19 protein-coding genes are annotated in these 25,570 nt (G+C 44.2%); all 19 read left to right on the top strand.

The genetic code is table 11. From position 1 onward, the window contains the following. The first annotated feature begins 31 nt into the window (after window positions 1–31). Window positions 32–2,812 (top strand): polyribonucleotide nucleotidyltransferase, encoded by a 2,781-nt coding sequence (locus tag K9E37_RS04205; protein ID WP_004109771.1) that lies wholly within the window; start codon window positions 32–34, stop codon window positions 2,810–2,812. Window positions 2,813–3,058: 246 nt separating this feature from the next. Next, on the top strand, window positions 3,059–3,922 hold the full coding sequence (locus K9E37_RS04210; protein WP_248893102.1) for an aldo/keto reductase: 864 nt from the start codon (window positions 3,059–3,061) through the stop codon (window positions 3,920–3,922). A 14-nt stretch (window positions 3,923–3,936) separates the two neighbouring features. Next, on the top strand, window positions 3,937–4,902 hold the full coding sequence (locus K9E37_RS04215; protein ID WP_004109766.1) for a purine nucleoside phosphorylase YfiH/LACC1 family protein: 966 nt from the start codon (window positions 3,937–3,939) through the stop codon (window positions 4,900–4,902). A gap of 176 nt (window positions 4,903–5,078) precedes the next feature. After that, window positions 5,079–6,503 carry a coiled-coil domain-containing protein gene (locus tag K9E37_RS04220; RefSeq protein ID WP_033888563.1) on the top strand — a complete coding sequence of 475 codons (1,425 nt, stop codon included), beginning with the start codon at window positions 5,079–5,081 and terminating at the stop codon, window positions 6,501–6,503. A 111-nt stretch (window positions 6,504–6,614) separates the two neighbouring features. Next, on the top strand, window positions 6,615–7,949 hold the full coding sequence (locus K9E37_RS04225; protein ID WP_103013784.1) for a C1 family peptidase: 1,335 nt from the start codon (window positions 6,615–6,617) through the stop codon (window positions 7,947–7,949). Window positions 7,950–8,220: 271 nt separating this feature from the next. Continuing rightward, a complete protein-coding gene (locus K9E37_RS04230) occupies window positions 8,221–9,402 on the top strand; it encodes a 3-deoxy-7-phosphoheptulonate synthase (RefSeq protein ID WP_064621722.1) in 1,182 nt (393 codons plus the stop codon). 113 nt (window positions 9,403–9,515) lie between these two features. Next, window positions 9,516–10,022: a hypothetical protein gene (locus K9E37_RS04235; protein WP_102703336.1), complete on the top strand. Its 507-nt coding sequence runs from the start codon at window positions 9,516–9,518 to the stop codon at window positions 10,020–10,022. Next, the gene (gene mtnN / locus K9E37_RS04240) at window positions 10,015–10,725 is read left to right on the top strand and encodes a 5'-methylthioadenosine/S-adenosylhomocysteine nucleosidase (RefSeq protein WP_012913804.1); all 711 of its coding nucleotides are present in this window, start codon (window positions 10,015–10,017) and stop codon (window positions 10,723–10,725) included. The genes K9E37_RS04235 and mtnN overlap by 8 nt, the downstream gene beginning before the upstream one ends. 206 nt (window positions 10,726–10,931) lie before the next feature. Further along, complete coding sequence (gene pstS / locus K9E37_RS04245; RefSeq protein WP_248893104.1) at window positions 10,932–12,158, top strand: phosphate ABC transporter substrate-binding protein PstS; 1,227 nt, start codon at window positions 10,932–10,934, stop codon at window positions 12,156–12,158. Window positions 12,159–12,264: 106 nt separating this feature from the next. Continuing rightward, window positions 12,265–13,212 carry a phosphate ABC transporter permease subunit PstC gene (gene pstC / locus K9E37_RS04250; RefSeq protein WP_100066732.1) on the top strand — a complete coding sequence of 316 codons (948 nt, stop codon included), beginning with the start codon at window positions 12,265–12,267 and terminating at the stop codon, window positions 13,210–13,212. Then, window positions 13,213–14,250: a phosphate ABC transporter permease PstA gene (pstA, locus tag K9E37_RS04255; protein WP_004109758.1), complete on the top strand. Its 1,038-nt coding sequence runs from the start codon at window positions 13,213–13,215 to the stop codon at window positions 14,248–14,250. 88 nt (window positions 14,251–14,338) lie between these two features. Beyond that, window positions 14,339–15,118 carry a phosphate ABC transporter ATP-binding protein PstB gene (gene pstB, locus K9E37_RS04260; RefSeq protein ID WP_004109757.1) on the top strand — a complete coding sequence of 260 codons (780 nt, stop codon included), beginning with the start codon at window positions 14,339–14,341 and terminating at the stop codon, window positions 15,116–15,118. Between the two features lie 253 nt (window positions 15,119–15,371). Further along, on the top strand, window positions 15,372–16,766 hold the full coding sequence (locus tag K9E37_RS04265; RefSeq protein ID WP_012913808.1) for an NCS2 family permease: 1,395 nt from the start codon (window positions 15,372–15,374) through the stop codon (window positions 16,764–16,766). Window positions 16,767–17,155: 389 nt separating this feature from the next. Then, the gene (rplJ, locus tag K9E37_RS04270; protein ID WP_004109752.1) at window positions 17,156–17,677 is read left to right on the top strand and encodes a 50S ribosomal protein L10; all 522 of its coding nucleotides are present in this window, start codon (window positions 17,156–17,158) and stop codon (window positions 17,675–17,677) included. Window positions 17,678–17,774: 97 nt separating this feature from the next. Next, window positions 17,775–18,155 (top strand): 50S ribosomal protein L7/L12, encoded by a 381-nt coding sequence (gene rplL, locus K9E37_RS04275; protein ID WP_004105575.1) that lies wholly within the window; start codon window positions 17,775–17,777, stop codon window positions 18,153–18,155. Between the two features lie 870 nt (window positions 18,156–19,025). Continuing rightward, window positions 19,026–19,616, top strand: a complete 591-nt coding sequence (locus tag K9E37_RS04280; protein WP_248893106.1) for a peptidase — start codon at window positions 19,026–19,028, stop codon at window positions 19,614–19,616. 553 nt (window positions 19,617–20,169) lie between these two features. Beyond that, the gene (locus K9E37_RS04285) at window positions 20,170–21,519 is read left to right on the top strand and encodes a variant leucine-rich repeat-containing protein (RefSeq protein ID WP_248893108.1); all 1,350 of its coding nucleotides are present in this window, start codon (window positions 20,170–20,172) and stop codon (window positions 21,517–21,519) included. Between the two features lie 17 nt (window positions 21,520–21,536). Next, a complete protein-coding gene (locus K9E37_RS04290) occupies window positions 21,537–25,295 on the top strand; it encodes a helicase (protein ID WP_116440338.1) in 3,759 nt (1,252 codons plus the stop codon). Then, a complete protein-coding gene (locus K9E37_RS04295) occupies window positions 25,292–25,495 on the top strand; it encodes a hypothetical protein (RefSeq protein WP_004109746.1) in 204 nt (67 codons plus the stop codon). The genes K9E37_RS04290 and K9E37_RS04295 overlap by 4 nt, the downstream gene beginning before the upstream one ends. Window positions 25,496–25,570 lie beyond the last annotated feature (75 nt).

Raw genomic sequence — 25,570 nt, forward strand, 5'->3', positions numbered from 1 at the left:
TGATTAGGTAAGTTAAGAAAAGGAGGAACCCGTGGAGGGTCCCGAAATTAAGGCTGTAGAAGCCGTTATTGATAATGGTTCATTTGGTAAGCGTACGCTACGCTTTGAAACTGGTCGACTTGCTCAGCAAGCAGATGGTGCTGTTGCCGCATATTTGGATGACGATTCCATGATTTTGTCGACGACGACTGCAGGATCTAGTCCGAAGGAAAATTACGACTTCTTCCCATTAACTGTTGATGTGGAAGAAAAAATGTATGCTGCTGGAAAGATTCCAGGTTCGTTCTTCCGTCGTGAAGGTCGTCCTTCTAACGAAGCAACGTTGGCATGCCGTATTATTGATCGCCCGTTGCGCCCGTTGTTCCCACACACTTTACGTAACGAAGTGCAAGTTGTTGAAACAATTCTGGCAATTAATCCAGATGATGCTTACGATGTTATTGCTTTGAATGCGGCGTCTGCATCTACTATGATTTCTGGTTTGCCATTTGAGGGCCCAGTTTCTGGCGTTCGTTTGGCTTTGATTGATGGCCAGTGGGTTGCTTTCCCACGTTGGAGTGAGCGCGAGCGTGCAGTATTTGAGATTGTTGTGGCTGGTCGTGTGATTGAAAACGGCGATGTTGCTATTGCAATGATTGAGGCTGGTGCTGGTAAGAATGCTTGGAATTTGATTTACAATGATGGCCAGACCAAGCCAGATGAGCAAGTTGTAGCCGGTGGTTTGGAAGCTGCAAAGCCATTTATTAAGGTTATTTGCGATGCTCAAAATGAGTTGAAGCGTATTGCAGCTAAGGAAACTAAGGAATTCCAACTCTTCCCAGAATATACTGACGAACTTTATGCTCGTATTGACGAGATTGCTCATGCTGATTTGAATGAAGCTCTTTCTATTGCTGAAAAGCTTCCTCGTCAAGATCGCATCGCTGAAATTAAGGAAGGCGTGCGTGCTGCAATCGCTGAAGAATTCACTGATATGGACGAAGCCGAAAAGGAAAAGGAACTCGGCAATGCGTTTAAAGAATTGCAGCGTCAAATTGTTCGTCGTCGTATTTTGACTGAAGATTATCGTATTGATGGTCGCGGTTTGCGCGATATTCGTACGCTTTCTGCAGAAGTTGATGTTGTGCCTCGCGTACACGGTTCTGCACTCTTCCAGCGTGGTGAAACCCAGATTTTGGGTGTGACTACTTTGAATATGCTTAAGATGGAGCAGCAAGTTGATGCACTTTCTGGCCCACAAACCAAGCGTTATATGCACAACTACGAAATGCCTCCATACTCCACTGGTGAAACTGGTCGCGTTGGTTCTCCAAAGCGTCGTGAAATTGGTCACGGTGCTTTAGCTGAGAAGGCTTTGGTTCCAGTTTTGCCAGGTCGCGAAGAGTTCCCATACGCTATTCGTCAGGTGTCTGAAGCTATTGGTTCTAACGGTTCTACTTCTATGGGTTCCGTTTGTGCTTCTACGCTTTCTTTGCTTGCTGCTGGCGTGCCTTTGAAGGCTCCAGTTGCTGGTATTGCTATGGGCTTAGTTTCTGGTGATGTTGATGGAAAGCATATCTTCAAGACTTTGACTGATATTCTCGGTGCAGAAGATGCATTTGGTGATATGGACTTCAAGGTTGCTGGTACTTCTGAATTCATCACTGCTTTGCAGCTCGATACGAAGCTTGATGGTATTCCAGCTGATATTTTGGCTGCCGCTTTGCAGCAGGCACATGAAGCTCGTGCAACGATTCTTGAAGTTATTAACGAATGCATTGATTGTCCAGCTGAGATGAGTCCATTCGCTCCACGCATTATTACAACCACAATTCCTGTAGACAAGATTGGTGAGGTAATTGGGCCTAAGGGCAAGATGATTAACCAAATTCAGGAAGAAACTGGTGCTGAAATCGCTATTGAAGATGACGGTACTGTTTACATTTCTTCTGAAGGCGGAGAAGCTGCTGAGAAGGCTAAGGGAATCATCGATTCTATTGCAAATCCTCGTGTGCCAAAAGCTGGTGAAACTTTCACAGGCAAGGTTGTTAAGACCACAAGCTTTGGAGCTTTTGTGAATTTGACTCCTGGAACTGACGGTTTGCTTCACATTTCACAGATTCGCAATTTAGCAAATGGTGAGCGCATTGACACTGTTGAAGATGTGCTGAAGGAAGGCGATAATGTTGAAGTTATCGTACAAAGCGTAGATGAGCGTGGCAAGATTTCTTTGGCTATTCCAGGTTTTGAAGATCAAGAATCTTCTGCTCCAGCAGTGCGTGAAAATCGTTCCCGCAGTTCTCGCGACGATCGCGATTCTCGTGACTCTCGTGGCGATTACCGTCGTTCTCGCCGTGACGATCGCGATAATCATGACCGTGCGGATCGTGCAGATCGCGATGAGCGTCCTCGTCGCCGCATGCGCGATGACCGTGACGATCGAGATCGCATGGATCGAAATGACCGATACATGGATCGCGATAACCGTTATGATGACCGCAACACTCGTCGAGACGACCGTCGTGCAGATCGTGCAGATCGCGATAACCGTTACAGCGATAACGATTTTGATGAGCGTCCTCGTCGCCGCGTGCGCGATGACCGTGACGATCGTTACGAAAATCGCGATGACCGTGACGATCGTGCAGATCGTGACGACCGTGAAGATCGCTCAAATCGTCGAGATTCAGAAAATCGTCGCGTATCTGATAGAAAGCCGCGTTATGCAGCTGATGACGATCACTATGACGAGTATCGTTCGGCTCGCGAAGAGCGCGCAGAGCGTCCTCGTCGCCGCGTGCGTCGCGATTTTGATCCATTTGAGGAAGATTAATTGCGCAAATAGTATTAAAGCAAAATTATTGCTAGATACTAAATAAAAATAAATATTCGTAGAAGTGCCTTCAAGCTGCGTTTGCGTTTGGAGGCATTTCTTTTAGATAGCTATTTAAATGTTTTATGCAATCTGTGCAATAAAATAAAATATAAAAAGTAGTAAAATATTGTGACCGCGTAAAGTAGCGTAATGCAATAATAAATACTCACGAAAAATATAAAACTTACAAAATAGGGGTGAAATATGGTTATGCATCGCGCATTAGGTTCGTTTGATACAACCGCTATTGGTTTTGGCGAAATGCCATTGACAATAGAAAACAATCTTGGTCACGATATGGGAATTGAAACAATTCACGCAGCTCTTGATGCAGGTTGTACGCATATTGACACAGCTTGGGCATATTACTGCTCTGGTGGTGAAGAACAAACTGGCGAAAAGCTTGTTCGTGAGGCTTTAGAAAGCTGGAAAGGCGACAAATCTTCTATTTTGGTTGCTACTAAAGTCGGTCACTTCCGTAACTTTACTGACGGGCGACCAACGTGGGGTAAGGATGGTAAGCCAGAGCATTTGATTGCGCATGCCAAAGAGTCTGCAATGGCTCTAGGCGTTGACACTATTGACTTGCTTTACTTCCACAGGCCAGATCCAGAAGTTCCATACAATGAGTCTATTGAAGCAATGCAAGAGTTGCTTGATGAAGGTGTGGCTCGAGAAATCGGTATTTCTAACGCTTCTGTGGAGCAAATCGATATTGCGCGCAACATTTTAGGAGAAAAGCTAGTAGCAGTACAAAATCAATATTCTCCAGTTCATTTAGAGAATGAAGATACGTTGCAATATTGCGAAAAGCTTGGAATTGCTTTTGTTTGCTGGAGTCCATTAGGTGGATTCCGTCATCCTTATGACGAGCATCTTTTCGATCCATTCCGCAAAGTTGCCGAAAATCATAGCGTAAGCTATCAGCAAGTAGTTTTGGCTTGGGAGCTTGCTAAAGGCGATCACATATTTGTCATTCCTGGAGCTCACAGACCAGCTACAATTTTAGATAGTTTGAAAGCTTCTGATTTGCAATTAAGCAATGAAGAATTGGCTTATTTAGGCTGAAAGAAAACAATAAAATGCAAGAAACAAGCGTAACTGGTATGCCATTGCCGCACGAAGATGAGGACGGTACGCCAATTCCTGTAACCATTCCAGTGCCGTTAGGGTCTCGCACTCATGCAGTTTTTACTACTAGATTGGGTGGAATTTCTGAAGGCTTATTTGCTTCACTTAATTTAGGCGGACGCGCAGGAGATAGTGAGGAGGCTGTAGCAAGCAATCGCGCAGCTTTGCAGAAAGCTTTGCAAGCAGATTTGTCGCTTGTTGCTCAAGTTCATAGCAGAGAAGTATTTGACGCAGATAGTGTAGTAGATTCATGGAATACTTCTTACGGCTTTGATGCAACAGGTTTTGCAGATTCGCAATTGAGAATTGAGGCGGATGCGCAAGTTTCAACTGCGTGCTCGCTTGCTTTAGGAATGTTTGCGGCAGATTGTTTGCCAGTTTTACTTGCGGACGACGAAGCTGGAGTAATCGCTGCAGCGCATTGTGGGCGAAAAGGATTGATGGCTGGCGTACTCGATGCTGTCATCGAAGCAATGTGCGAAAAGGGAGCTGAGCGTTCTCGTATAGAAGCAGTGCTCGGTCCGTGTATTTGTGGAGATTGCTACGAAGTTGGTGAGAGTATTGCGCGCGATTTTGAAAAACGTTATCCGCAAACTGTAACAAAAACGCGTTTCGGTGGAATTGGTATTGATATTGCTGAAGCTGCACGCATTGATTTAGCGCTCGCAGGAGTTGCGAATATTGTTGACGCTTTGCCAAGAGTTACTGCAGCTACGCAATATTTGCAGGAAGATGAGGAATTGCGCACGATTTGCGAAGTAGATGGGGAAGGCGAGTCTTTGCCGGAACGTTTGCAAAATTTGCAAAACCCAATGTGCACTTTGGAAAATCCGCTATGGTATTCTCATCGACGTGCTAGTTTAGCTGGAAAATCGCATGAAGGTAGACTTCTTGCTTTAGTAATTCGCGACAAATAATCGCATATGCTATATAAACATTACTGTATTTGAGCTAGGTAGTAAGTGCAGTTGTGTGAGCTTAGCAAAAACGTGCGCAACACACGAGTGTTTTTTGCTTGTAAGTGATAGCGTTGATTCTGATGGTGTAGCACAGCGTTTTGTGCAGCTGTGTGGGGGCTTGTGAAAGGAATATTATGGTGGCTGATTTATTTCCAACCGCGTTGCGTGGGTACGATAAAGACAAGGTAAATGAAGCATTTGCAAACTATGAGCGTACTATTTCTCGTCTGCGTGAACAAGTGCGTTCAAGCGATGAATCAATTTTGCAATTACAAGCGCAATTGCAAGAAGAAAAAAATAATGTAAAACGTGCAAAAAGCGGAAATACTTTTGCATCCTTAGGTGCAAATGCGCAACAATTGCTGGCATCTGCAGAGCAGACTAGTTCTCAATTGCTTGAGCGCGCTAAGCAAGATGCTGCATCAATTAAAAAGAATGCACAAGCACAAGCTGGAACTTTGCTGAACAATGCAAAACTGGATGCTGCACATTTAATGCAAGAAGCACAAACTAAAGCAGACACAATGCTTTCCAATGCCACGCAAAAGTCGACACAACTTATGCAAGCTGCACAAGAAGATTCTGCACGTTTGCGCGATACTACTGCTAAAGATGTGCAAGCTCAAAAAGACGCTGCAGAATTAGCTTTACAAAACACTCAAGAAGAACATACGAAGCGCATGGCTTCTGAGCGCGCTCAGCAAGAAAGCAGCATTTCGCAACTTAAGTCGGAAGCTGCGCAAAAAATTGCTGAGCAGCGTGCGGCTGCAAACGAAGAGATTGCACGTGCTAAAGCTGAAACAAACGATCAGATTGAATCTGCTCTTGCAGAAGCAAATAAAAAGCTTGCTGATATGCGCGAACACGCTTCGAAGATGATGGCTGACGCACAGCGCAAAGCTGGCGAAATTACGGATGCTGCTGCTGCTAAAGCTCAAGAAATTGCAGATGATGCTCAAGTTGAACGCACGCGTACGTTAAGCCAAGTTAGTGCAGAAGTTGAGCAGATTCGAGCAGATATTGCTGCTCAACAGGAGGAAGCTACAAAGAAAGTCAATGCCTTGCTTTCTGGTTTGAAAGAGAAAGAAAGAGCAGCTCAGGAAGAAGCAGATGCTTTGGTTGCTCGCGCAAAAACTGTTCATCAAGAAGCTGACGAATATGCAGCGCAAACGCATCAGGCTGCGGATAGTCAGGCTGCTGATATTGTGCGCAAAGCTATGCAGGAAGCAACTGCTCAGGTTGAAGAGCGTAGAGCTGCAGCGCAGCAAGAGCTTGATGGCATGACGACTCGATTAACCCAATTGCAGCATCGTGAGGCAACTATTACGCAGCGCGTTACGGAATTGCGTTCGCTGTTTGCGAATGCTTTCTCTGGATTTGATTTTGGGGATGCTCAACAAAACCAACAAGTTGCGCAAGCTTCTGACGATAATGAGGATTCGTCGGATGCTCAATCTTCTGCAGATGCGAAGCAGGCTCAGCGAGATGTTCAAGCTGCGTTGGCTGAATCTGAAGAAGCTAACGAGTCTCAAGAAGACCAAGACACAGATAATCAATAAAGAAAATATTGTAAAATTTGTAGATTGGCTTAAACATCGTACGCTAGAATGTGCTGGTATTTGAATAAATATTTGAAATAAATATTGATAATTAACAGGAAAGGTAGCATTGTGACTGAAATCACTGCTCTAACTGATGAAAAATTACAAGGTTTGCGTGAGGATTTTGACGCAAATCCTTTAAACCGTTTAGCTATGAATGGTGTGACTGCTGCTGGTATTGATAAAGTCGCGCGTAATTATGATCGTGCGCGCTTATTGCAGCGTCGTTTTTCTACCATTGTTGATAACGGAGATGCAACACATCAGGATCGTTCTGGCCGTTGCTGGCTGTTTAGTTCGTTGAACGTGGCTCGTTTCATTGCGAAGAAATCCCTTGGATTGAAGGAATTTGAGTTTTCTCAAAACTATGCGATGTACTACGACAAGCTTGAGCGAATTAACTACTTCTTGAAGGATGTTGCTGCTTTGGTGCGTGCAGGTGAGCCTTCAGATTCTCGTTTGATTCAGCATTTGTTGCATGACGTTATGGGCGATGGCGGCCAGTGGACCATGGCTATGAATGTTTACAAGAAGTATGGTGCTGTTCCTAAGGATTTGTTCCCAGAAACTGCTTCTTCTAAGAATACTGGTGCTATGAATACGCAGTTGCGTGCGCTTTTGCATACTGCTGTTGCTCATATGTATGCGAATGCCACTGAAATTGATGCGATTATTGCGGATGCTACTGCTGCAGGTCACAGGATTTTGACAATTCACTTGGGTGAGCCACCTAAGAGCTTCGATTGGGAGTGGACTGATAGCGACGGCAAGTTCCATCGCGATGGTGAGATTACGCCAGTTGAGTTTTGGAAGAAGTACGTGAATGCTGGTCTTGAGGATTATGTGTGCTTGGTTGACGATCCTCGAGCTGAACATCCTAAGGGCAAGAAGATTGCTATTGAGCATTTGGGTAATGTTGCTGGCGGAGACGCAACCGAATATTTGAACGTGCCAAACCAGTTTATGAAGGATTGCGTGCGTAAGATTTTGGTTGAGAAGGGCATTCCAGTGTGGTTTGGTGCCGATTGCCATCCTATGATGGATCGCGAGAATGGCGCTTGGGCTACTGATTTGTTCGAGTATGGTCGCGTTTATGGCGTTGATTTTGATTTGGATAAGGAAGCGCGTGTGCGTTTTGCTGATTCTGCGATGAATCACGCTATGGCTTTTGCTGGTGTGGATGTTGCTGATGATGGTACGACTACTCGCCGTTGGCGCGTAGAGAACTCTTGGGGCACTGATATTGCAGATAAGGGTTACTTTACGATGAGTGACGACTGGTTTACCGAGTATGTGTACGAAGTTGCAGTGCCGAAGAATCTGCTTCCGGAAGAATATCGCAAAGCCCTAGAAGAACCAGCAATCGTATTACCGGCGTGGGATCCAATGGGCGCTTTGGCTTAGCTTAAGCGCATTGGGCGCTTAAGCTACTCCAAAGCGCCGCGCTCACTATTGCGAAAAGCACAGTGTGCTTTTCGCGTGAGCTCGGCGGTGCTTGCATCTTTATTCAAGATGCAAGCACCGACCACATCAAATGTGGTTGTGCTTTCAACGCAAGCTCGGCGGTGTACGCATCTTTATTTCAAGATGCGTACACCGACCCCACCAAGTTAGGTTGATTCTCTCCTCGCACCCACCGATCGCACCAAGCACAGTTTTTATAGGATGGTGACAAATGGCTTCTACAGCTGAGCAGCGTACTTCTCGCGCGGTAAAGAAGGAAGTTGAGGAGGGGCGTAACCCTCTTAATTCCGCGAAGTTTCAGCGCTGGGAAGACCAGGTTGGTGTGGATCGCATAATAAACCGCCGCGTGCTTGAGCTGGAGCCTTTGCCAACTCCTGCTCAGGTGCTTGGTGAGTTGCCATTGTCGCCGTATGCGCAGGATATTGTTGCTGAGTCGCGCGATGAGATTCGTAGCTGTTTGAATGGCGAAGATGATCGCTTGTTGGTTATTGTTGGCCCGTGTTCTGTGCATGATCCTAAGGCTGCTCTTGATTATGCGAGTCGTTTAGCTAAGTTGCGTTCGGAGCTTGAAGATGAGCTTCTTATTGTTATGCGCGTGTATTTTGAAAAGCCGCGCACAGCTCTTGGCTGGAAGGGTTTGATTAACGACCCGGATATTGACGGAACGCATGATATTCATAAGGGTTTGTTGCTTGCGCGTAAGACTTTGCTCGGCGTGTTGGATGCTGGTTTGGCTGCTGCTACTGAATTTTTGGAGCCGACCAGCCCTCAGTTTATTGCGGATGCTGTGAGCTGGGGTGCGATTGGTGCGCGTAATACTGAGTCTCAGATTCATCGTCAGCTTGCTAGTGGTCTTTCTATGCCGGTTGGTTTTAAGAATGCTACGGATGGTTCTGTTTCTGCGGCTGTAAATGGCTGCTTAGCTGCGAGCCAGCATCATACGTTCTTTGGTATTGATCATCTTGGTCGCGCTTGTGCTGTGCAGACTCTTGGCAACCCTGATTGTCACGTGGTTTTGCGCGGATCTAGTAAGGGGCCGAATTATGATGCTGCGTCGGTTGCTTCTGCTGTGGCTTCAATTCGTTTGCGTTTGGGTACTGGTTGCATGGCTTCGCATGGTGTTGTTGTGGATTGCTCGCATGGTAATTCTGGCAAGGATGAGCGTCGCCAGATTGAGGTTGTGCGTGAGATTGCGGATCGTTTGGCTGCGGGTGAGCAGGGTATTAAGGGCGTGATGATGGAGAGCTTCTTACAGGGTGGTAATCAGGATCCTGCTCCTCTTAGCGAACTTGAATATGGGAAGTCTATTACGGATCGTTGTATTTCTTGGGAAGATACTGCCAATTTGCTAAGAATTTTAGATAAATCTGTAGCAACTCGCCGTAGAGCTTAGAGCTTAGAGATTGTAGTAAGATAATCTCAATTAATTTCTACTTGGCTTATGTTCCTTACTGTATTTGCCGCCTATTTTTGCATTATATTTTGCGTACAAGGGAGTGTGTTGAAATGTATAACGAAGACTTGAATAAAGCGAATAATGGGAATAATGCGAATAAAGGTTTTATGTGTAAAGCACTACCGGTGGTGCGTTATATATTGTTAGCTTTGATTGCAACTGGTGTTATTTTGTTGGCTTTTGCATGGTATCGTGGCACGCATAGTGCTGGTTATACGCTTGTTACGTTTTCTGCATTGTGGTTTAGCGTTTTTATGCCGTTTGTAACTGGAATTGCTTTGCTTGTTTTTGCTAACGGATGGCGTCGCATTGTTGGCACTTTAGTTTGTGTATTGCTTATAGCCGGATTTTTCGCTTTTCTTGCCCTGCAGAATCAAATTATTGCGTTTTTCAATGTTCCTGTTGTGAATCCTTGGTTTGATTTTACGTGCGGAGCATTGCTGAAAATTGCGACTTTGACTTTTGTTATTATGACTTTAGTATGCGTGTTTTTGGTTAAGAATAACGATAAATGCGTAAGTAGCGAAGTAAAAAAGGATGATTCTGCTAATGCCTAGTACTGAGAAAATTACGAAAGTCGCTGTTGTTGGTGCTTTAGAGGAAGAAGTTGCGCATATTGCCAGTGCGCTTGAAAACGTGACTCACGATCACTCTGCAAGTCTTGATGTATCTTGCGGCACTCTTGACTCGGCGAATGGCAGTAAAATCGAAGTCGCGGCTACTGTTGGCGGAATGGGTCTGGTTAATGCTGCTGCAACTGTGCAATATCTTATTGACGCATATAACCCTCAAGTCGTAATTTTTTCTGGTATTGCAGGAAATCTTAATAAAAATTTGCATACGAACGATGTTGTTCTTGGAAAAACTGTAAAATATCTCGATACCGATATGCGCTTAATCGGTCAATGGAAGCCATTTGCAAGCGAATTTAATTCGGATGATTATCTTCTTAAAGTAGCTAGTAAAGTGCTTACCGATATGAAAATCACGCATATCGCTGGCACTATTGCATCCGGCGGATATTTTGTTGATTCGCCAGAAAAAGTAGCGGAGGTAATTGCAGCTACTCAAGCGGATGCTGTGGAAATGGAAGGCGCAGCAGTCTTGCATGTGGCTGCTCGTAACGACGTTCCTGCACTTGTTGTGCGCGCAATGAGCGATAATGCGGATACAAAATACGAGGATTTTCACACTTTTGATATTTCCGAGTATGCGGACACTGCTGCAAAAATTACGGTAAATATTCTTCGCAATTTGTAGCATTTCGACACGCTGATGTGGTCGCCGACCTTCATTTTGCTTAAGTCGCGTTAAATATAGCACCAAATACCGCCATTTTTGGTACCCACTTTATTTTTGCCGGTGAGGTTTTACCCACCTGTTTACGATGGTTGCGTTAATAAAAAAAGATAGGGATTAATTAAGAAAATGCGCCCAATTCGCAATACGGCTATAGGAACGCGAAAATGTGGTGGGGCGCAAGGCAATTCTTCGCGAAAGGAAAGAAGAATATGCGTAACGATATGAATAAGTCAAATATGAATAAATTTAATACGACTAAAAGCGCACTTAAGTTCCGCAGTATTGCTGCGGCGGCGCTAACTTTCGGCTTGTGTGCAACCTGCGCTGCTTGCGGAGACAATGTTCCTGCTGATAATTCCAATGCGTCAGGTTCGCAAAACACTAAGATCTCCGGCAATTTCCAAGGCTCGGGTGCTTCTTCCCAGCAGGTTGCAATGGAAGCGTGGATTGCAGGATTCCAATCTAAAAATTCGGGTGCAAAAATTGCTTACAATCCTACTGGTTCTGGTGCTGGCGTTACCACTTTTATGACTGGTGCCACGGCTTGGGCTGGTTCAGACAAAGCGTTGAGTAACGACGAAGTTGAAAAGTCTAAGTCGGTTTGTGCTCATGGAACTACGGCTTTCGATGTGCCCGTGTATGTTTCACCAATTGCGATTATTTTCAACCTTAAAGGTGTTTCGGATGCTGGCAAGCATATTAATTTGGACGCTTCGACGATTGCTAAAATTTTCGACGGAAAAATTACGCGCTGGAATGATGACGATATCAAGAAGCAGAATCCTAAGCTAAAGCTTCCAGACACCCCGATTACTGTTGTTCACCGCTCCGATAAGTCCGGTACAACGCAGAATTTCTTAAGCTATGTGAAAGACGCTGCTCCGGACGATTGGAAATATGATCTTTCTGAAAACTGGCCGAATAGTGTCGGTCAAGGTGCAAAGGGCACTTCGGGCGTTGTATCTACTATTCGCATGGCAAATGGTGCGATTGGTTACGCTGATTTTTCACAGGTCGGTAAGCTCGGTACTGTTGCAGTGAAGGTGGGGGATACTTACAATGAGATTTCTCCGGAAGCTGCTTCGCAAACTTTAGCTGATTCTGAAATTGACGCAGACGCTTCTGCAAAATATCCTAATCGCGTTGTTATGAAAATTAATCACAATACGCAATCTAAGGGTGCTTATCCAATTGTGTTAGTTTCTTACGATATTGCTTGCCCGGTTTATAAAGATGCTGGAACTGCTCGATTTGTGAAGTCTTGGCTTAGCTACGTAACTAGCGCGGAAGGGCAGAATGCTGCTTCTTCTGCTGCTGGAACGGCTCCACTTCCACAAAATTTGGTAAGCAAAATTAACGCATCGATTAAGTCTGTTAAAACAGGAAAGTAAAAACTTTACAAACTGATATTATGAACGTATCGGTTATAAAGGAGAATGATTGAGTTCTACGAAAAATGCGAAAGCAGTTGCGAATAGTGCAAACGAAACTGCTCAAATTTCTGAGAGCAATAGCAAAAATTATGTTGGCACTCATCTTGCAGACCGTCTTTTTAAAGGCGTGGCTGCAGGCTGTGGCATGCTAATTTTGCTTGTTCTTACAGCAGTTGCAGTATTTCTGCTGTTTCGTGCTTTGCCGTTATTAAGTGGAAATCACAATCAAGTAAGTCATGTGTTTGCTGATTTTACTGGTGGTAAAGCGCATGATTTTATAAGCTATGTGGCTCCGCTTATTTTTGGCACAGTGCTTATGTCTGCGCTCGCGCTGCTGTTCGCATTTTTTGTGGCAATTGGTATTGCTCTGTTTATTTCGTATTATGCGCCTAAAAAAATTGTTCCGCTTTTGAGTGGAGTAATTGATTTGCTTGCTGCGATTCCGTCCGTAATCTATGGTTTGTGGGGCGGATTGGTTTTGGTTCCAGCTATGTATCCTTTCTGGGATTGGGTTTCTAAACTTTTTGGCTGGATTCCGCTATTTTCTGGTCCGGCGGCTAATCCTTCTCGTTCTGCTGCTACGGTTGCATTAGTTTTGGCTGTGATGATTTTGCCGATTATTACTTCTATGGCTCGCGATATTTTCCAGCAGGCTCCTCGCTTGCAGCAGGAAGGTGCGCTTGCGCTCGGCGCTACGAAGTGGGAGATGATTAAGTTAGCTGTTTTGCCGTTTGCAAAGTCTGGTATTGTGTCGGCTTCTATGCTTGGGCTGGGCCGTGCTTTGGGTGAAACGATGGCAGTTTTGATGATTTTGTCTCCTGGATTTACTTTTGGTATCAATATTTTCAAGGCTTCTCAAAATCAAACTATTGCCGCAAATATTGCAGCGCAGTATCCGGAAGCGAACGGACTTGGCGTAAGTGCGCTTATTGCAACCGGCTTAGTTTTGTTCGTTATTTCTTTTGCAGTCAACTTTATTGCTCGCAAAATTACCGGAAAGGCGGGCGCATAAATGGAGCATCAAATTAATAAATCTAACGAAGGTGCTGAAGTCTTCGCAGAAAATTGCGTAGAAAATCGCGCAGAAAATTCTGCAGCTCCGGTTATTGACTTCAACAAATTCCGCCCAACTCGCTCACACATAGCTGCGCGCAAACGTAAAGACATGCTTATGCGCGTGCTGATTTTCTTGTCTTTTGTTGTGGCACTTATTCCGCTTATTTCTTTGCTTTTAACAACCATTATCAATGGTATTAAGCGTTTAAATTTTGATTTTCTCACTCATAACATGACTTACGTTGTGGGCGGAAATGCTACTGGAACTGGCGGTTACGGCGGAATTTTGCACGCGATTATTGGAACTCTTGAAATAACGCTAGGAGCTATGGTTATTTCAATTCCGATTGGTTTAATGTGTGCTGTTTATTTGGTTGAGTATGCTCGCGGAAACAAAATTTCGCGCATAATTAATCTGCTTGTTGACGTTATGAGTGGTATTCCGTCTATTGTTGCTGGATTGTTTGCATTTTCTATGTTTGCTCTTCTTGCTGGTCCTGGCACAATCAATGGTTTTGAAGGATCTGTGGCTCTTTCACTTCTTATGATTCCAACAGTTGTGAAGTCTTCTCAAGAAATGCTAAAAATCGTGCCTAACGATTTGCGCGAGGCGTCTCTTGCTTTGGGAGTTACTCAGCAGCGCACAATTACAAAAATCGTTTTGCGCACTGCTCTTCCGGGAATTGTGTCTGGCTGTATTCTTGCGGTTGCGCGCGTTATTGGCGAAACTGCGCCACTTCTTATGGCTTCAGGCTTTATTGCTTCCACGAATCTCAATTTATTTGATGGGCAAATGACGACTTTGCCGGTGTACGTTTACCAAGAATATTCCAAACTTTCTGCGAATTGTCCAGCTAATGCGCCGGCTTCTTGTGTAACGTCAATTCCGATGGAGCGCTCGTGGGCTGCAGCTTTAACGCTTATTGTGTTGGTGTTGTTGCTAAATATTTTGGGGCGAGTTGTGGCTCGAGTGTTTTCTGTAAAGACGAAATAAAGCGAAGTAAATCTTAAATAAAGTGAGTTAAAGCAAAGCAAAATAAAACAAAGCAAAGCGAATTAAATTTTTAGAAAGTGAGCATAAAATGGGTCAGCGAATTGATGTGAAGCACTTAAATATTTACTATGGTGATTTTCTTGCTGTAGAAGATGTAAATATTAATATTGAGCCAAATAAAGTGACGGCTTTTATCGGACCTTCCGGATGCGGAAAATCAACAGTTTTGCGCACTTTAGACCGCATGCACGAAATCACTCCTGGCGCGCGAGTAGAAGGTCAAGTGCTTCTTGAAGGCCGCGATTTATACGGTAAAGACGTGGATCCTGTGGCTGTCCGCCGCGATGTTGGCATGGTTTTCCAGCGTCCAAATCCTTTCCCAACAATGTCTATTCGAGAAAACGTGCTCGCTGGAGTTCGTTTGAATAATCGCAAAATTGCTAAGAGTGATGCTGACGATTTAGTTGAGTGGGCTTTACGAGGCGCGAACTTGTGGAATGAAGTTAAGGATCGCTTAGATAAGCCGGGTATTGGTCTTTCTGGCGGTCAGCAGCAGCGACTTTGCATTGCTAGGGCTGTGGCTGTGCATCCGCAAGTTTTACTTATGGATGAGCCTTGCTCAGCTCTTGACCCTATTTCTACATTGGCTGTAGAAGATTTGATTAATGAGCTTAAGCGTGACTACACGATTGTGATCGTGACTCATAATATGCAACAGGCTGCGCGTGTTGCGGATTACACGGCATTCTTTAATTTGAAAGCTGTAGGTCAGCCGGGGCATTTGGAATACTTTGCAGACACAACTACTATGTTCAACAATCCGCGCAATGCTGAAGCTGAGCGTTATATTTCCGGTCGTTTTGGCTGAGTTGTTATATACTTCTTTGATTTCGGTGTATTTCCTTGGTCAGCACGTGCGCGTAAGGTCAGAGCTGTTCGGTTGTTCAAAGGTTTCGCAATTTTCATAATTTTATGTGAGATTTTGTGATGCCTTCGTTCATTCGACGAGTCGCAGTAACCTCTGCGTGAATGCCCAAATGTAATTGCGTACGCGATTGCTCAAGTGCTTTCGCCGCGCTTTTCTGGTCTTTTGCGCTTGTAAACCAAGGAACAGAGAGTATATGGAAAAGTTCTTCCATCTCAAAGAAAACGGCACGAATGTATCAACGGAGATCACTGCAGGTCTCACTACATTCTTCGCAATGTCGTATATTATCGTCGTAAATCCAATGATTTTAAGCCAAACTGGCATGCCTAAAGGTGGCGTTTTCCTCGCTACAATCATCGCAGCAATCATTGGTACCCTTGTTATGGGCTTGTTTGCTAACGTACCTTACGCACAGGCTGCTGGCATGGGTCTTAACGCATTCTTTACTTACACAGTTTGCTTCGGCCTGCATTTTACTTGGCAAGAGGCCATGTGCATGGTGTTCTTGTGCGGTTTAATTAACATTATTATTACCGTTACTAAAATTCGTAAAATGATTATTCGTGCCATCCCGACTTCGCTTCAACAAGCAATCGGCGGTGGCATTGGTTTATTTGTGGCCTATGTGGGCATGATGAGTGTTGGCTTGATTACTTTTACTTCCAAGGATCCTGCCGCCGCTGCAAAGAGTAAACCAACTGCTGCTATTCCAGGTCTTGCTGTTATGAATAACCCTGTGCTTTGGTTATTCCTTATTGGACTTCTTTTTGCTATTGTTCTTACAGTTCTTAAAGTTCGCGCAAGCTTGCTTATTACAATTATTGCAACTTCTTTAATTGGTATTCCTTTGGGATTGACTTCTTTGAACAATGCAGTGTCTGTTACTGATGCTTTTGCTCAGCTTCCAACTACTTTCGGTGCTATTTTTAGCGATAAGGGTTTTGCATCTTTGTTTGCTGATCCTGCTCGTTTGCCGCTTGTGTTGGTAACTATTTTCGCATTCTCAATGTCGGATACTTTTGACACTCTCGGCACCTTTATTGGTACTGGCCGTCGTACAGGTATCTTCTCTGAGGCTGACGAAAAGGCTCTTGAAAACGGCTCCGGATTTAGTTCCAAGATGGATCGCGCATTGTTTGCTGATTCTATTGCTACTTCTGTTGGCGCAATTTGCGGTACTTCTAACACCACTACTTATGTAGAATCTGCTGCTGGTATTGGTGCCGGTGGTCGCACTGGTTTGACTTCCGTAGTTGTATCTATTTGCTTCGCGCTTTCTATTGTTCTTGCGCCTTTTGCTTCTGCAGTTCCTGCTGCAGCAACTGCAGGCGTGCTTGTTGTTGTTGGTTGCATGATGGCAAGCTCCTTGAAGGAAATTGCTTGGGACGATATTTCCGAAGCAATTCCTGCATTCTTTGCTGCCGTATTTATGGCGTTCTCTTACTCCATTTCTTACGGCATCGCTGCAGGCTTCATCATGTACTGCTTAGTTATGACTTGCAAGAAGCGTGCTAAGGAAGTTCATCCAATGCTTTGGATTGTTTCCTTGCTGTTCTTGCTTGATTTCGTTGCTAATGCAGTGCTGTAAAATGTGCATTTAATGTAAGGCGCATTTTGCAAGTAGTGAACTTGTGAAACATAAAATATAAAAGTAAAAATTAAAAAATTCGAGGGTATGTAAATTACATGCCCTCTTTTTTATTTCTATAGTATTTCTCTTGACATTGTCCTAACGGCGTATTAGACTTACCCAACGTAAACCACAGACCGTTGGCGGAATTAAAAATTCCTGAAATTGATGTGTCAGGCCAGCACAGGTTGAGCGATGATTTATAGCGAATTTCGTTATGAGTCGAAAATTTAAGCACATTTTAGTGTTTCTTATGTTGCTCTGCCAGTGCGCAGGGCTTTTTTATTGCCCTGTTTATTACGCTTGATGCATTTCTTTCACCTACGGCCAATTTAGGAAGGAACGCCATGAAGAGGCCCGAAAAGGAAGCGGTAGTTGCCGAGCTTACGAAACTTTTCCGTAATGCAGACGCTATCTACCTCACCGAGTACCGCGGGCTTACCGTTCCGCAGATTTCTACTCTGCGCGAAAAGCTAGGCCGCGATACTTCCTACTCTGTGGCTAAGAACACGCTTGCTCGTATTGCTGCTAAGGAAGCGGGCATTGAAGGTCTCGACGAGCTTCTCGCCGGTCCAACTGCAGTCACCTTCGTTAAGGGTGATTTCATTGAGGCTGCTAAGACCTTGCGTGATTTTGCCAAAGAGAATAAAGCCCTCGTCATTAAGGGCGGTTTCGCAGATGGAACCGTTTACGATGCCGAAGGTGCAAAGCAGCTCGCCGACTTGAAGTCGCGCCCACAGTTGCTTTCCGAAATGGCCGGCGCGCTCAAGGGCACCATGTCCAAGGCCGCTTACCTGTTCAACGCATTGCCAACCAAGGCAGTTCGTACAATCGACGCTTTGCGCGAGAAGCAGGAAAAGGCCGCTTGATTCCCTTGCAGCTTGCTGCATGAGACCAACCAAATATAAAAATGTTATGGTCGTAAGGCATAAGGTATGCCCGGCCAAGTAAGAAAGGAAGCCAATTATGGCTAAGCTCACTAACGAAGAGCTTCTTGAAGCTTTCGGTGAAATGACCCTTGTTGAGCTCTCTGAGTTCGTCAAGGCATTCGAAGATAAGTTTGATGTCGAAGCTGCTGCTCCTGTAGCCGCTGTTGCCGCTGCTCCAGCTGCTGCTGGTGCTGCTGAGGAAGAGAAGGACGAGTTTGACGTCGTTCTCACCGCTGCTGGCGATAAGAAGATTGCAGTCATCAAGGCTGTGCGTGCTTTGACCAGCCTCGGCTTGGCTGAAGCTAAGGCTCTTGTGGATGGCGCTCCAAAGGCTGTTCTCGAGAAGGCTAAGAAGGAAGACGCTGAGAAGGCTAAGGCTGCCCTCGAAGAGGCTGGCGCTTCCGTTGAACTTAAGTAGTTCTAACTTTTTGTTGCTTTGCGCGTAACGCAGTTTTATGTGTGTGTGCATAGTGAAAATTAGGCGGTAGGATTATTCCTGCCGCCTTTTTTGTTGCACCTTTGCTGCTAGAGAAAAATATGTACAAATTGTAGTTTTTGTACATTCAATGTACAAAAAATCATACATTCAATGTACAAAAACTACGTTTTCCGGTCAAAAAATTATGCAGTGGGCGGATAATTTGTGGGCAATACCGTTAAGCGCACTATGGGATCGTGAAGCGTTTGAGTAACGATTTCGAAGCTTCATTTTGTTAAGTTGACGATTTTAGCTTAACTTTTCAAAACCCAATTTGAGTATGTTGGATAGCCTAGTATTTAGGCGCACTGCGCGCGATAATCCGACCAAAATTTTACGGTGTTGTAAAGGAACTGCCGTTTTTTGTCGGTTTTACGATCTTTTCTCTACGCGCGTGTAAAGTTTCTGCCGCGTGCGACACGCGAGAAGCAGGTTGTTGGCGTGTCGCACAAGAGTGGCTATATTGCAACGGTTTTGCGGCTGGTTGGGGGAGTATTCAAGAGTTTCCTGAGAGTTTTCTGGGAAAAATCTTTAAAAACCTTGAAATTGACATTTTTACGAAAAATAATGCGTAATACTGTATTTTTTACTTTTAAAAATAGTTTTACTGAAATATTTTCATAAAAATATGAATGTTTTTTATTAATGAGTTGTGTGTCTGCTCTTGACTTTTTCGAACGGGGGGGGGGTATGTTAATAGCAAACGTCGGTCAATCCTAGTTTGACAGGCGTGTGTGGCTCCGGTTGGGGTTACACAGCAAATTTTTCTTCGTGTACCTAGCATGAAGGAGAAGAAGAAAGGAAAATATTATGTTGAATAAGAAGGCTATCGCCGCATTCGCTGCTGGCGCAACTTTGCTTTCCGGTCTCGCTTTCGCGGCTCCAGCTTTCGCTGAGGGTACCGGTGATCAGACTACTCCAAAGGCTGATCAGACTACTCCAAAGACTAATCAGGGTAAGAAGGCTGATCAGGGTAAGAAGGCTGATCAGGGTAAGAAGGATGATCAGAGTAAGAAGGATGATAATTGGCTCTATGAGACTGAGGACTCTCAAGCTCTTGCTGATCGTTTGAATAAGGAGAAGGCTGATAAGGAAGCTAAGGCTAAGGCTGAGGATGAGAAAGATAAGTCTGAGCATACTCCATATGGCAATATGGACACGGATTACAAGAAGTGTGTGAAGCTTTACGGTGAAGATTCTCTCGAGTGCAAGGCTGTCGCTGACTACCTCAAGCGTCATGGTCAGAAGGTTGATGACAAGGCTAACGACAAGAAGTCTGACAAGAAGTCTGATAAGAAGGCTGCTCCATTGGCTAAGACCGGTGCTGCTGTAGCTTTGGCTGCTGTTGCTGCTTCTGTGCTTGCTGGTATGGGTGCTGCTCTTCGCAAGATCCGTCACTAAGCTGAAATCTGATTCAGTGATGAATCATTTGGGCTTTAGCTTATTGGTTGATCGTTGAGTCGGTTTTTCTGTGAATTACTTAGTCTAGTGTGCTGAAAGGTGCGCTAGACTAAGTGCTTTTGTAAAAAATTTTGTGCTCTGCACGCTGTGTAGATCTTTTAGTTTTATACAGCAATTAATTGGTTTGCGTTTGCTTGTTGATATGGTTTGCCAAATTTCCTTTTTTACTATTGATTCAGGCTTCGTTAACCGATTAATGCTGAGCACTTTGCGTTGTTGCTTTCCGCTAGGGACGGTTGGTAATATCGCAAGTTTCGAGGCTCGGAAGTTTCTTCCGAGCCTTTTGTTATTTCCATTTGCATAAAGATTTTAAAAATTATTGCAAATAAAATTCTTTGCAAAAGTTCTAGTAAAATTCCTTATAAATTTTCTTGTAAAATCTTCAAATATGAATATGTGATATTTTTATGCTTAAAATCAACAAATACTAGCGCAATATACACAAAGCATGACACAATAGTAAGTAGTGTGTTTTTTGAAGGGAGCAGATCACGTGAGTGAGCGACAAACCGTGCAGCGCTGGATGATTACAGTTGGTGGTGTCGAGCAGGCACGTGTGGGTGCAGGTCAGTCTGTAGAGATTGGTCGAAAGCCTATACGCCCGTTGCGTGAAGATGGTTTCGCGCGCGTCGACATAGTGGATAATAAACGTTCTATGTCAAAGAGGCATGCGCTGCTAATTGTAGACATGCGAGGCGTGGCAACAATACGAGATTTGCATTCAACTAACGGTACATATTTAGTCAGCGCAAATGGTGATTTGCTGCGTCTAGAGCCTGATGTTGATTTTCAGCTTCCAGATAACTTAATGCGCATGCAATTCGGTGATGTTCCTGTTGATTTTGTGCGTGTAGAAGAAGAATCTGCTGAAGTTGAAAAAGATAACGCAGTGCGTAATCTGTTCTCTTATGCTACAGATGAATCGCATGATGAGCCTGCAGCTTCAGATTTATCAGTAGATCAAATTCTTGATTTGCGCGCTGGTGAGCCAACAGGTGTTTTCCATGCTCAATCAGTTTCGCATCCTGGATTGTCTTGGAAACAAGGCATGCAGAATCATACTCAGCTCAATGATGATTCGCAAACAGATGTTGCTCCAATCAATCATGATGTAACTTTGCCTGTTATGCGAGAACAGCAGGAGGCTCCTGTAGAGCCGCGTAATTTATTTGCAGATGCGCAAGCGATTCAGCAAGAAAGTTCAACTAAAGAAGAACCTTCGCAACAAGATTCTGTGATTTCTTCGGTTTCTGCAGTTGATCAAGCTGATTCAGTTGCTCAGGTTTCTCCGGTTGCTCAAGCTTCTCCGGTTACGCCAGTTAATCCGGAAACAAATGTATTGCAAAACGAAAGTTCTCAAGAATTTCTAATATCTCCATTAAATTCAACTGAAACTTTTGCTGAAAATATTGCCAATACTTCAGCTTTTAATGGTGCAAATACAGGTTCTAATAATCTCGATATTAACAGTTTTGGCTCTACGAATCTCGGTACTACAAATCTCGACTCTAATAATCTCGATATTAACAATTCTGATGCGGAGTACACACCTGCATTTGAGCCAGGCTCCGTATTTGAAAAAGTATCAAAAGGCGAATTTGACTCTCAAGAAAATGTAGTGGAAGCCGGCGGATTTACGTCAAAAGAAGCTGAAGAAAGTAGTGATTTTTCAAAGCAATTTGAGATGGCGCAATATTCGCAGTTGCTTCCGTTTTTGGCTGCAAACACTGGGTTATATGATGACTTATACGCGTGGCTCGCAGCTCAAGGTAATTCTGAAGTAGATGCTGCACTAGCTAGAAACAGCGGTTATAGTGCATATCGCAAAGCTATTGAACAGTAAGCAAGTAGGGTGGGAATATGAGTGATACAAACAACGTGGAGCAGGATTCGTCAGAGCAAGTTTTTACTGATACAGTAGTTGAAAATACTACGTCAGAAGATGATTCTTTAGAAAAATCTGGCTCTAACAATACCAACAGCGCTCGTACTAACGCTTTACAACATATAGTTGGGTGGAAGCAGCAATATCAGGCTCAGCTATCTCCTTCTCCACTAGAAGATATAACGCAACTTGCTGCACAATTAGAGTTGACGCATGCTCATCCTTCCGGAATTGCGCAACTTTTTGCAAGCGGAAAAGTAACATTAAAATCTTTATTCCGAGACGCTGGAATGTTGCGGGCTGCTGGGCGAAGGCTAGATCGAGTTTTTGAAGATAGAGACGCAAAAGCACACGAAAGTGGCGTTTCCGAACTTTCTTTAATAGTTGGTGTTGCATCGTGGAATGGCAACCATGTGCCTGTTCTTACGTATCCTGTGAAAGTTGTTCGTGACACTAATCAAGATGAGACCTCCGCCACTATTTATTTCTCTGGAAGTGTTGGGCTGAACAATTCGCTTGTGTCGCGTTTAAGTGAGCGTGGTGTTCAACTTAGGGAAGATGTTTTATTCGACGGATCTCAATATGAAAGTGGAACGCCAGAAACTTCTGTAGTGTTTGATGCTATTTGTAAGCAAGCTCGCTCAGCTTTTACAGATTTTGATATTGAGCGCGATATTATACTTGGCTGCTTTACAGATGCTGGTTCGCGTTTTGTAGCAGAAAGTGAACAAATTATTAACGCTTTGCAATCTGGCAATGTTGGAAATGCGATGATTGACGCTATGGCTGGCGATGATCGAGCTATTCATAAGCTTCAGTCTGCAAATAAGCTAGAATATAGTCCTTTCGACGCAGATCCTCATAGCGAATGCGAAGTTGGTGAAGTAGATAACGTTGTGCGTTATGCAGCGGAGCTTGTTGCTTCTGGAAATTCTCTGTTCGTGGATATTGATTCGGGCTCAGATTCAGCTGCGATTGCTGCTGCGATTGCTTCTCGTTCTGTGATTGCAGGACATTCTGTGTTGTATGTGCCTAATGTTGTTGAGCAGCAGAGGCGTTTCCGTTACACGTTGAATACGCATGAAATTTCCTCATTAGCATTAGACGTTGCGGATGGTCATATTGCTAAGCATGTCGATGCGCAGTTGATTGCAGCAGTTGGTGCTAGACATAGTATTGCGACTTCACGATTTGAGCAGGTTGCAGATGAGTTGGTTGGAGTGCGTTCTCGCCTTACTCGTTATTTAGGCGATCTTCATGGTATCAACGAAACTTGGGGAGTATCTGCATATCAAACAATCCAGAATCTTGCAGCAATTGCAATGTTTCCAACCCATCCGTCTACGCATGTGCGTTTGGATGTTTCCGCAGCGCACGCCATGACCGGTCATATTGAAGAGTGGTCGAAAAAATTCCACCAAGCCGATGAGCTTGGAGAGTTTAGGATAAATCCTGAAGATACTCCTTGGTTTGGCGCGTCGATATTTGACGAAAATGAAGCTATATCTGTATATCAGCGTGTTGTAGACGTGCTTCTTAAGCTTCTTCCAGCAACTCGAGAACAAGTTAAAAGCACTGTGCAAAGCTGTGGTTTCCCTGTGCCAACAACAGCTCGTGAGTGGAGTCGTCAAGTTACAGTTCTCAAAAATTTGCGACGTGTACTTGACGTATTCCAGCCTGAAATTTTTGAGCGCGATTTAGATGCAATGATTGAAGCGAGTAAGCCGAAAGTTCAGCGTAAAGCCGAAGGCACAATTATGGGCTTCTGGGAACGTAGACATCATGTTCGAGAAGCGCGCAGCTTGCTAAGAGTTGGAGCTAAAGTCGATGATTTGCATGAGGCATTAAAGATTGTTGCGCAGCAAGCAGCTCAGTGGCGTACTTTCGTGCCTCACGGCGGATGGCCTGTTTTGCCGCCAAAATTGGATGATATTGTAAATACTCAAGAATTATTAGCAAGGCATTTAGTTGCTCTTGATGCAGTGTTAGCAACAACTCTTAAGGGCGCAGATCTTGAAAATATTGAATTTGCGCAGCTTGAAGCTCGTTTGCAAGATTTGCATGACGACAGAGCATCTCTAGATACTCTCCCTGGTCGTTGCAATTTGGAGCGTGAGTTCAGCAAAGCGGGCTTATCTGATTTAGTTAGCGATTTGCGTCGTCGCAACGTTACAGGTAATGCAATTGACGGTGAGTTGCAATTGGCTTGGTGGACTACTGTTTTTGAAGATATCGTTAATTCTTCTGCAATTATTTCTCACCAAGATGGCTCCGCAATGCAAGATGTCTCTGATCGATTCGTGCAAGTTGATACAGAACATGTGCGTTCAATCGGTCCAATGGTTCAGCAAGAAGCTATGAGGCATTTGTGCGATTTATTGTTCTCGCACACGCAAGAAGCTAATCAGTTACATACTATGCTTGCAGGAAACCGTTCTGGAATTACTTTTAATAAATTATTGCGCAATTATGCGGAACTTGTGTTGGCTGCGAAACCAATACTTGTAGCTATGCCATCTACTCTTACTATGATGACTCCGTTGAGACCTATTGCAGATACTGTAATAATTGATTCAGCATCTCATATATCAAATATTGAGTTGCTATCTATTTTGTCTCGTGCTCGTCAAGTAGTAGTTTTAGCGCATAAGCAAACAGTAAGTTCTGAAAGTTTGCGTTCGCTTATTTCATTACTACCATCTGTAACAGTAGTTTCTAGAGCAACAAGGCGCTCGCTTCGTTTAGCGCGATTCTTGGAAGAACATGGTTACGGAAAGTTGCGTCATGACGTTCCTGTTGAACGTTTGCAAGGTAAAGTTCGTTTGCATCAAATTGAAGCAACTGGAGTTCCAGTAATGTCTTCTGGGCTTATTGAAAGCAGCCAGCGTGAAATTGATGAAGTAGTTGAGCTTATTCGTCAGCGTGCGAATACGTTTACGGTTGTTCCTTCAAGCTATGTGCTTGTCGTAGTTACGTTGACAAACGTGTTCCGCAGTCGTTTAGGAGCAGAGTTGAAGTCTTTGTCTATTAAAGACGAAAACATGGCTAGATTCTTGCGACATGTGAGACTTTTGGGTGTTAATGAAGCTTCTGGAGCAATAGCAACAGATGTAATTATGTCGCTTTGCTATGCAAAAACATCTCATGGCAGACTTCTTCAGCAGTTTGGATTGCTTGAAGAAGAAGGTGGAAGCAGTATGCTTCTTGACGCTTTGGCTCTAGCTCGTCGTCATCTAGATATTGTTAGTGCATTTACATCTAAAGATATGGAAGATGAGCGTTTGCACCAAGATGGTCCAAAGCTTTTGAAGAACCTTTTGCAATGGGCTGAGAAGTTAAGTGATAAGCCGCTTCGTCCAGAAGATGCCAACGATGTTGAAGCGCAAATTGCTGCAGAAGCTGCACAAAGAAATGTGCTATTTACTGATTTAGCTGAGCGTATTCGCTCGCGTGGATTAAAAGTTGCAGTCAACTATGGCTTCGATAATGGCGTTAGAATTCCTCTAGTAGTTGGACTTGCGGACAAGTCATTTGCTGTTGCTGTGCTTACGGATGATGCGCAATTTATGAGCGTGCAATCAACTCGTGAACGTCATCGCATGATTATTCAGGATTTGGAATCCTTGGGCTGGTCAGTTATGACAGTGTGGAGCGTTGGAGCTTTTGTCAATCCTGAAAAAGAGGTTGACCGTGTTGTTTCTCGTCTCGGGGAATTGTATGGTGACAACGAATGAGTAAATACGATCCCAATAGAAGATCTCCCCGCAGGTCAGTTAGGGTTGTTCGTGAAGGCTCGGAGCTTTTTGATGCAGATGGCGTTAAACTCGAGCCTTCTGACGAGCTTACTTTGCAACAGCGTAATCAAGACGACGATAATCGTATTTTAAGCGAATTGCCGCCTCACTGGGCGGTGTTTTCCGAGCGTATTAGTTGAGCTTGAAATACGCGAGAAGTAGCAGAATGATTTATTCTTGTTGCTGCTTGTTGCTGACTGGTCATTATCGCTAAT

This window comes from Gardnerella swidsinskii, from assembly GCF_023277705.1.
Taxonomy (GTDB): Bacteria; Actinomycetota; Actinomycetes; order Actinomycetales; family Bifidobacteriaceae; genus Bifidobacterium; species Bifidobacterium swidsinskii.

Bases quoted from the DNA above. Each gene is read 5' to 3' on its own strand.
- K9E37_RS04210 (WP_248893102.1), top strand. From the start codon at position 3,059: ATGGTTATGCATCGCGCATTAGGTTCGTTTGATACAACCGCTATTGGT.
- K9E37_RS04215 (WP_004109766.1), top strand. From the start codon at position 3,937: ATGCAAGAAACAAGCGTAACTGGTATGCCATTGCCGCACGAAGATGAG.
- K9E37_RS04220 (WP_033888563.1), top strand. From the start codon at position 5,079: ATGGTGGCTGATTTATTTCCAACCGCGTTGCGTGGGTACGATAAAGAC.
- K9E37_RS04230 (WP_064621722.1), top strand. From the start codon at position 8,221: ATGGCTTCTACAGCTGAGCAGCGTACTTCTCGCGCGGTAAAGAAGGAA.
- K9E37_RS04235 (WP_102703336.1), top strand. From the start codon at position 9,516: ATGTATAACGAAGACTTGAATAAAGCGAATAATGGGAATAATGCGAAT.
- mtnN (WP_012913804.1), top strand. From the start codon at position 10,015: ATGCCTAGTACTGAGAAAATTACGAAAGTCGCTGTTGTTGGTGCTTTA.
- pstS (WP_248893104.1), top strand. From the start codon at position 10,932: ATGTGGTGGGGCGCAAGGCAATTCTTCGCGAAAGGAAAGAAGAATATG.
- pstA (WP_004109758.1), top strand. From the start codon at position 13,213: ATGGAGCATCAAATTAATAAATCTAACGAAGGTGCTGAAGTCTTCGCA.
- pstB (WP_004109757.1), top strand. From the start codon at position 14,339: ATGGGTCAGCGAATTGATGTGAAGCACTTAAATATTTACTATGGTGAT.
- K9E37_RS04265 (WP_012913808.1), top strand. From the start codon at position 15,372: ATGGAAAAGTTCTTCCATCTCAAAGAAAACGGCACGAATGTATCAACG.
- rplJ (WP_004109752.1), top strand. From the start codon at position 17,156: ATGAAGAGGCCCGAAAAGGAAGCGGTAGTTGCCGAGCTTACGAAACTT.
- rplL (WP_004105575.1), top strand. From the start codon at position 17,775: ATGGCTAAGCTCACTAACGAAGAGCTTCTTGAAGCTTTCGGTGAAATG.
- K9E37_RS04280 (WP_248893106.1), top strand. From the start codon at position 19,026: ATGTTGAATAAGAAGGCTATCGCCGCATTCGCTGCTGGCGCAACTTTG.
- K9E37_RS04290 (WP_116440338.1), top strand. From the start codon at position 21,537: ATGAGTGATACAAACAACGTGGAGCAGGATTCGTCAGAGCAAGTTTTT.
- K9E37_RS04295 (WP_004109746.1), top strand. From the start codon at position 25,292: ATGAGTAAATACGATCCCAATAGAAGATCTCCCCGCAGGTCAGTTAGG.